At 75.0% G+C, this 9,141-nt stretch carries 1 protein-coding gene; it reads right to left on the bottom strand.

All coding sequences use genetic code 11. The features are described 5' to 3' along the window. Positions 1-9,135: amino acid adenylation domain-containing protein (locus AB0M08_RS43055; RefSeq protein WP_364506711.1), on the bottom strand; the 9,135-nt coding region annotated here is incomplete at its 3' end. Positions 9,136-9,141: the final 6 nt, after the last annotated feature.

Genomic DNA, 9,141 nt, shown 5'->3' with positions numbered 1-9,141 from the left:
GTGCGAGACCTCCACACCCTTCGGCACACCCGTCGAACCCGACGTATACATCACATAAGCCAGATCACTTCCGGACACCGGCACCACCAACTCGCTGGCAGCCGGCTCAGGGGAGGTCACCGTCACATCGACATCCGCCAAAACCGCGTCGATCCGCGCCCGCGGCCACCCGGCGTCCACCGGAACGAACGCCGCACCCGACTTCGCGATGCCGAGAAGCACCGCCACCAGGTCCGCCGACCGGTCCAGCACCACACCCACCCGGCCGCCGCGCGACACACCACGCCCGGCGAGACCCGCCGCAATCCGACCCGACAGCCTGTCCAGTTCGGCATACGAGAGAACCCTCGTGCCGTCGACCACCGCGACCGCATCCGGAGTACGCGCCACCTGAGCGGCGAAGAGGCTCGGGAGCGAGTCGCCCGGCACCGGGTGGGCGGTCTCGTTCCAGCCGTCCAGGACCATCGCGCGCTCGGTGTCGCTGAGGACGTCGACCCGCCCGATCAGCTCGCCGGGCCGGGTGGCCAGCAGGGTGAGCGCCTTCAGCAGGCGCTCCGCCACCGCGCGCGCCTGGTCGGGGCCGAACAGGTCGGGCCGGTGGTCCAGCTTGAACGTCAGATCGTCGCGGGCCACCAGGGAGAGCGGGTAGTTGGTGGACTCCCGGACCGTCGTACCGGCCAGGCGCAGGCCGGTGTCCCGCCCGGGGCCGTCCGGGTGCTCGGGGAAGTTCTCGAAGGCCATCATCGTGTCGAAGCGCCCACCCGGCCCGGCGACCCGCTGGATCTCGGTGAGCCCGAGATGCTGGTGGTCGAGGAGGGCCGACTGGGCGGTCTGCAGGTCGGTGAGCGTCTCGGCCAGGGTGCGGCGGGGATCCAGCCGGACCCGGACCGGCACCGTGTTGATGAAGAGCCCGACCATGGTCTCCATGCCGGGCAGGGTCGCCGGGCGGCCGGCCACGCTGGCGCCGAAGACCACGTCCCGACGGCCGGTGAGCCCGCCGACGACCAGTGCCCAGGCGGCCTGGACGACGGTGTTCAGGGTGACGCCGTGCCGGCGGGCGGCGTCCCGGATCAGCGTGGTCAGGGCCGGGCCCGGTTCGATCGGAAGATGCCGGGTGAGCGTGCCGGAGAGCGCCGCATCCTCGTCCGGTGCGACCAGGGTCGGCTCGGTGGCTCCGGCCAGCGCGGCACGCCACGCCTGGCGCGCACTCTCCGTGTCCTGCCGGGACAGCCAGACCAGATGCTCCCGGTACGGCGTGACCGGCGGCAGGCTCCGGGTGCGGCCGCCGTCGGCGTACGTGATCCAGAGCTCGCGCAGGAGCACCTGCAGCGACCATCCGTCGAGCGCCAGGTGGTGCAGGCTGATGACCAGCCGGCTCCGGTCCGGTCCGAGGGTGATCAGCGAGAGCCGCAGCAGGGGCGGCACGGTCAGGTCGAAGCTCCGGGCCCGGTCCGCGGCGCCGAACCGCTCGGCTTCGGCGCCGGCGTCCCGCGGGTCGTGGCCGGAGAGATCGATCTCGCGCCACGGTAGGGTGACCGCGCCGGCGACCGCCTGGACCGGCACCGATAGGCCGGGCAGGTGGTGGAAGCCCGCGCGGAGGCTCGCGTGGCGCGCCAGCAGGGCCGTCCAGGAGGCGCGCAGCAGGGCCGGGTCGACGGCGCCGTCCAGATCCAGGGCGAATTGCTCGACGTAGACGTCGGTGCCCTGCTCGCCGAGGAGCGCGTGGAAGAGCAGCCCCTCCTGCAGGGGCGACGACGGCAGCACGTCCTCCAGGCCGGGCACCGCGGCGGCGAGCCGGTCGACGGCGTCCTGGTCGAGGTCGGCGAGGGGGAAGTCGGACGGGGTCGGGCCGCCGGCGCCCGCGGCCACCTCCCCGGCCAGCCCGGTGAGGGCGCCGGCCCACCCGGCGGCGAGGGCCTCGCCCTCCGCCGTGCCGAGGACGCCGTCCGGCGCGGCGACGGTGAGGGTCAGGCGCGGGCCGTCCGGGTGATCGCGGACGATCGCCTCGGCCTCGATCGGGTGCATCGGCGGCAGATCCGCGGCGGTGCCGTCGCCGGGCCCGCCCTCGCCGGTCGGGGTCCAGTCACCGGCGGTGGGATCACCGGCCGGGACGCGGCCCAGGTAGTTGAAGCCGATCCGGGCGGTGGGCAGGCCGGCCAGCAGGCCCCGCTGCCGGAGCAGCCCGTAGCCGGCGCCGTCGCCGGGGACCGCCCGCACCCGCTCCTTGACCCGTTTCGCCAGCTCGGCCACGGAGTTCACGGCACCGGCCGGCAACCGGACCGGATGCACCGAGGTGAACCAGCCGACCGTCCGGGACAGATCGGCGCCGCCCGACCGGCCGTGCCCCTCGACGTCCACGACGAGCCCGCCGCCGTGGCCCTCGCCGAGCGCGGCGGCCAGGCCGGTCAGCAGGATCTCCCCGGTACCGGCCCGGAAGGCCTCCGGCACCCGGGTGAGCAGGGGTGCGGTCGACGCGGCCGGCAGCTGTACCGAGTGGCGCAGCACCGGACCGGCGGGCTCTCCGGCGGGGTCGGCCGGGCCCTCCAGCAGTTCCGTCCACCGTGCGGCCTCGTCACTCCGGTCCGTGCCGGACAGCGCGCGGGCCCAGCCGCGGAAGGAGACCGGCACCGGCGCGAGGCACGGGCGGTCGCCCGCCGCGAGGGCCGCGTACGCCTCGGCCAGGTCCGCGGCGAGGATCCGCATCGACACGCCGTCCACCGCGAGGTGGTGCACCGCCAGCAGCAGGCGGCCCGCCCGGCCGGGGCCGCGGTCCATCCAGACCACCTGAGCGAGCAGGCCGCTCTCCGGGTCCAGGCGCTCCACCGCGGCACGCAGTTGGTCGCCGATCGTGCCGGTCCGGACGGTGCGTACCCGCAAGGCCGCCCCGGGTCCGGGGACGTGCAGCCGCCGGGTCGCCAGGTCGGCCCGGGCCCGCAGCATGTCGTGGTGCCCGGCGAGCACGGCGACCGCCTCGTCGAGCAGCGTGGGGTCGAGGCCGGGCGGCACGCTCAGCACCTCGGTCTGCGCGACCCGGGCGAACCGGTCGGCGCCCACCCGATCGAGCAGCTCGTGCATGACCGGGGTGAAGGGCACCTCACCGGTGCCCGCCTCCCGGGAGATCTCGGCACCGTCCGGGCCGGTCGCGATCGCGGCGAGGGCGGCGGGGGTGCGGCACTCGAACACCTGCCGGGAGGTGATCACCAGCCCGGCCCGGCGTGCTGTCGAGACGAGCAGCATCGACATGATCGAGTCGCCGCCGAGCGCGAAGAACGACGCGTCGGCCGGCACCTCGTCGCGGCCCAGGACCTCCCCGAACAGCTCGCAGAGCAGCCGCTCCCGCGGGGTCCGCGCGTCCCGGCCGACCTCTGACACATCCGGGTCCGGCAGAGCGGCACGGTCGAGCTTCCCGTTGACGGTCAGCGGCAGCGCGTCCAGGCCGACGAACGCCGACGGCACCATGTAGTCCGGCAGCGATGCCGCCGCGTGCTCCCGCAGCCCCTCGACAGCACCGACGACGTAGGCGACCAGGCGGCCCTCACGCACCAGCACCGCCGCCTGGGAGACCCCGGGATGACCGAGAAGGATCGCCTCGACCTCACCCGGCTCCACCCGGAACCCACGAATCTTCACCTGATCGTCGATACGGCCCGCGAAGTGCAGGGTTCCGGTGCGATCCCGGCGGGCCAGGTCACCGGTGCGATACATCCGCCCACCACCGAACGGGCACGCCACGAACCGCGACGCGGTCATCCCCGGACGAGCCACGTAACCACGAGCCACACCCGTACCCCAGATGTAGACCTCACCGGTCACACCCGGCGGCACGGGCCGCAGGAACTCGTCCAGAACGAACACGCATTCGCCATCGAGCGGGACACCGATCGGCGGCGCACCCTCACCAGGTGAAAGCCGTACCGCCGTGGTGATCACCGTGTCCTCGGTCGGACCGTAGGTGTTCCACACCCTTGCCCGGGCCAGCCACCGATTCGCCAACTCGGCACTCAACCGCTCCGCACCCAGCACCCAATTGGCGACACCCGGCACCGTCGCCGGGTCGAGGACCGACAACAGGGAGGGCACCACACTCGCCGCCGTCACCCCCGCGTCACGGATCATCGCCGCCAGCAACGACGGGTCCGTGCGCTCCTCCGCCGAAGCGATCGCCAGCGTGCCGCCCGAGCCGAGCGTCACGGCGAGGTCCAGGACCGCGGCGTCGAAACTGAACGCCGCGAACTGCAGAACCGTCTCCCCCACACCCAGAACCGGGCCCATACCGTCGATCAACGCGGCCACGCTCGCGTGCTCGACCGCCACACCCTTCGGACGGCCCGTCGAACCCGACGTGTAGATCACGTAGGCCAGGTGGTGCCCGGCCGGGAACGGGAACTCCTGGGAGGACTCGGCCTCGTCCGGGACCAGCAACGGCAGATCACCGAACGCACGATCACCGACGACCGCACGGACACCCGCATCCGCCACGATGAAATCGAGACGATCCTGCGGATACTCCGGCGAGAGCGGCACCCACGCGGCACCCGCCTTCCACACCGCCAGCTGCGCCACGACCACATCGATGCCACGGGGCAGACAGATGCCGACCCGGTCCTCGATACCGATGCCGAGATCGATCAGCCGCGTGGCCAGGGCGCTCGCACGGGCATCCAGAACGCCGTACGACAGGGACGAGGAACCGGAACGCACCGCCGGCGCCGAACGGTCCTGGGCAACGAAGCGCTCCAGGAACGACAGCGACGGGGCGGCCGTCGGCACCGGTGCGGGCGGGGCGAGGAACGAGACGGCGCTGACCCGGCGGGACGGATCGGCCGCGATCTGGTCCAGCACCCGCACCAGGCGGGCGAGCAGCGCCTCGGCGTCCACATCGTCGACCACGTCGCGCCGGTGGTCCAGGCTCAGGCGCAGCTCGCCGACCGGGCGCACGCCGAGGACCAGCGGGTAGCTCGTGCCCTCGCGCACACCGCCACCGGTCCGGCGCAGCGGTGCCGGCGGCTCGGTCTCCCGGGCCCGGTAGTTCTCGAAGGCCATCAGCGTGTCGAAGCCCGCGCCGGGACCGGCCAGCCGCTGGATCTCGGCGAGCCCGAGGTGCTGGTGGTCGAGGAGCGCGGCCTGTCCGGCCTGGACGGTGGCGAGCAGCCCGGCGAGGGCGTCCGCCGGGTTCAGGGTGACCCGTACCGGGACGGTGTTGATGAAGAGTCCGAGCATGGTGGCCATGCCGGGCAGGTCGGCGGGACGCCCGGCGACGGTGGCGCCGAAGACCACGTCGCGGCGGCCGGTCAGGTTGCCCACCACGATCGCCCAGGCCGTCTGCAGCAGGGTGTTGAGGGTGACCCCGGTCCGCCGGGCGGTCTCGCGCAGCCGCGCGGCCAGCACCGGGTCGACGTCGAGGGTCCGGTTGCCGATCGAGTCCGGGGTGGCCGGTGCGAGGACGGGCGCCACCAGGGTCGGCGAGTCGAGGCCGGCCAGCGCCGCGCGCCAGGCGGTCCGGGCGGCGTCCCGGTCCTGGCGGGCCAGCCAGGCCAGGTGGTCGCGGTGCGGGGTGACCGGGGGCAGCGTGGCGGTCCCGCCGGCCCGGTAGACCTCCCACAGCTCGCCCAGCAGCACCGGGAGCGACCATCCGTCGAGCAGTACGTGGTGCAGCGTGACGACCATCCGGTGCCGGTCGTCGCCCCGCCGTATCAGCAGGACCCGCAGCAGGGGTGGCGCGGCCAGGTCGAAGCCGCGGGCGCGTTCCGCCGCGGCGGCCTCGTCATCCGGCGCCTCGCGCCAGGGCAGCACCACCTCGCGGGCGATCACCTGCACCGGGTGGGCCGCGCCGGCCGGCTGCCGGAAGCCGGCGCGCAGGGCCGGGTGCCGGTCGAGCAGGGCCTGCCAGGAGCGGCGCAGCCGGTCGGTGTCGAGCGGGCCGTCCAGGTCGTGGTGGAGCTGTTCGACGTAGACGTCCGGGGCGCCCCGGTCGTAGAACGCGTGGAAGAGCAGGCCCTCCTGCAGCGGGGTGACCGGCAGGATCTCGGCGGTGCCGGCGGTGCACACCTCGTCCAGCTGTGCCTGGTCGAGGCCGGCCGCCGGGAAGTCGGCCGGGATGGGGCCGCCGCCACCCGCCGCGACGTACGCGGCGAGCTCGGCGAGCCGGCCGGTCCAGCCGGTGACGAGCCGTTCCGCCTCCCCGGTGGCGAGCAGGTCGCCCGGCCAGGAGAGGGTGAGGGTGAGACGGGGGCCGTCGGGCAGGTCGTGGACCCGGGCCTCGGCCTCGATGGCGTGCATCACCGGGGAGCGGCCGGCCAGCCCCTCGCCGAGCCCGGTCTCCGGGTCGAGGCTCCACGGCCGGCCGGTGGCGGTGAACCTGCCCAGGTAGTTGAAGCCGATCTGGGCGGTGGGCAGGCCGTCCAGCAGCCCTCGCTGCCGGAGCAGGCCGTAGCCGAGGCCGTCGCCCGGTACCGCCCGCAGCTCCTCCTTGACGCGTTTCATCAGCTCGCCGACGGTGTCCGCGGCGCCGGGCGCCAGGCGCACCGGGCGTACCGCGGTGAACCAGCCGACCGTCCGGGACAGGTCGGCGCCGCCCTCCCGGCCGTGGCCCTCGACGTCCACCAGCAGGGCGTCGCCGCAGCGCGCGGCGAAGGCCGCGGCCACTCCGGTGAGCAGCACGTCCTCGGCGCCGGCCCGGAACGCGGCGGGCACCGCGCCGAGCAGCGCCCCGGTGAGTTCCGCCGGCAGGGTCACCGATACCCGGTGGACGGTGTCGCCGACGTCGCGGGACGGGTCGAGGGGGCGGGCGGTGAGCAGTCGGGTGGTGCCGCCGAGCAGGCCGGTCCAGTGCGGCAGCTCGGCGCGACGGTCGGTGGCGGCGGTGGCCAGGGCCCAGGACCGGAACGGGACCGGTACGGGTGCGAGCGCGGGTTCCCCGCCGCCGGCCAGGGCGGCGTACGCGGCGGCCAGGTCCGGGAGCAGGATCCGCCAGGAGACGCCGTCCACCACCGTGTGGTGCACGACCAGCACGAGCCGTCCGGTGGTGTCCGGTCCGGCGTCGCACCAGATCGCGCGGACCATCACGCCGGCGACCGGGTCCAGCTCCGCGACCGCCGCCCGGGTCACCTCGGCCACCAGGGCGGGCAGGTCGGCACCGATGGCGCCGACCCGGCGCAGCACGGCGCCGGCCGGCGGCGCGCCGGAGGTCACCAGCTCGCCGTGCGCCGGGTCGAGGCGGGCACCGAGCAGTTCGTGGTGGGCGATGACGGCGTGCACGGCGCCGGCGAGGACGTCGAGGCGGGCCTCCGGCGGCACCACCACGGTGGCCGACTGGAAGACCTCCCGCAGGTCGCCGGCGCCGGCCCGGCCGAGCAGTTCGCGCAGCACGTAGGTGGCCGGCACCCGCCCGGGGGCCGCCGCACCGGGTGGCGCGGCCGGTTCGTCCCGCGCGACGGCGGCCGCCGCGGCCAGGCGGGCCGGTGTCCGCTCGTCGAAGACCTGCCGGGCGGTGATCGTGCGGCCCGCCCGGCGTGCGGCCGCGACCAGCATCATCGCCAGGATCGAGTCGCCGCCGAGCAGGAAGAAGTCGTCGTCCGGGCCGACCTCGCCGAGACCGAGGACGTCAGCGCAGAGCCCGGCGAGAAGCTCCTCCTCCGGGCCGGCGGGCCGCCGCGCGGTCTCCCGGACGGCCTCCGGGGGCGCCGGCAGCGCCGCACGGTCCAGCTTGCCGTTCACCGTCAGCGGCAGGGCGTCCAGCACGACGAAGGCCGAGGGCCGCAGATGGTCCGGAAGAACCTTGCTCGCGTACGCCCGGAGCTCCCCGCTCCCCGTCGTCGCGCCCGGAGCGGCCACCAGGTAGGCGATCAGCCGCCCGTCCCGCGCGACCACCGCGCACTGGCGGACCGCGGGGTGCCCGGCGAGCACGTTGGCGACCTCGCCCGGCTCGACCCGGAAGCCACGGATCTTGACCTGGTCGTCGGACCGCCCCACGAAGTGCAGCCGGCCCTCCGCGTCGCGGCGGGCCAGGTCCCCGGTCCGGTACATCCGCTCGCCGGTGCCGCCGGGGCAGGCCACGAACCGTTCGGCGGTCCGGGCCGGCTGTCCGGTGTAGCCGCGGGCCAGGCCCTCGCCCGCGATGTAGATCTCGCCGGTCGTACCGTCCGGCACCGGTCGCAGGTCGTCGCCGAGCAGGTGGACCCGGGTCCCGTCGAGGGGGAGGCCGATCGGTGGTGCCTCGCCCGCGGGTTCCGTGCCGGCCGGTACCGGCACCGCCGTGGTGATCACGGTGGCCTCGGTGGGGCCGTACGTGTTCCAGAGCCGGGCACGGCCCGCCCACCGGGCGGCGAGCGCCGCGGTCAGCGATTCGGCGCCGAGCACCCAGGTCCGTACGCCCGGCACCTGGTCCGGCTCCAGGACGCTGAGCAGCGATGGTACGACGCTGGCCACCTCGACCGAGGCCGTCCGGATCATCCGGCTCAGCGCGGCCGGGTCGGTCCGCTCGGCCGCCGTGGCCACCGCCAGGGTGCCGCCCGCGGCGAGGGTGACCACCACGTCGAGGACCGCCGCGTCGAAGCTGAACGACGCGAACTGCAGGGCCACCACCCCCTCGGCGACGCCGAGCACCGGGCGCATCGTCTCGGCCAGGCGGACCGCGCCGCGATGCGGTACGGCCACGCCCTTCGGCCGGCCGGTCGAACCGGAGGTGTAGATGACGTAGGCGAGCGAGTCCGGCGAGAGCGGTGCGGCGAGCGGCTCACCGGGATCGTCGGGTGTCTCGTCCAGGTTCACCCTCCGGGCCGTACCGGCGGGTACGGCCCGGAGGCTCTCCGCGACGCCGGCCAGCACGGTCGCGCCGCTGTCGGTCAGTAGGAAGCCGAGCCGCTCCGGCGGGTACTCGGGGTCCATCGGCAGGAACGCGGCACCGGTCTTCCAGACCGCCAGTTCGGCGGCGACCATGTCGATGCCGCGGGGCAGGCAGAGCCCGACCACGGTGCCGGGACCGGCGCCGTGGTCGGCCAGGTACCGGGCCATCCGGTTCGCCCGGGCGTCGAGTTCGGCGTAGGTGAGCCGGCCGGCGCCGCAGACGACGGCCACCAGGCCCGGTGAACGGCGGGCCCGGTCCTCGACGAGGTCCCGTACGCTGTCAGTTCCCATATCCCC

The sequence above is a fragment of the Actinoplanes sp. NPDC051851 genome (assembly GCF_040681165.1).
In the GTDB taxonomy this organism is placed as follows: Bacteria; Actinomycetota; Actinomycetes; order Mycobacteriales; family Micromonosporaceae; genus Actinoplanes.
The sequence above is the reverse complement of the archived record's forward strand: the minus strand, read 5'-3'. Positions and strand labels throughout refer to the sequence as shown.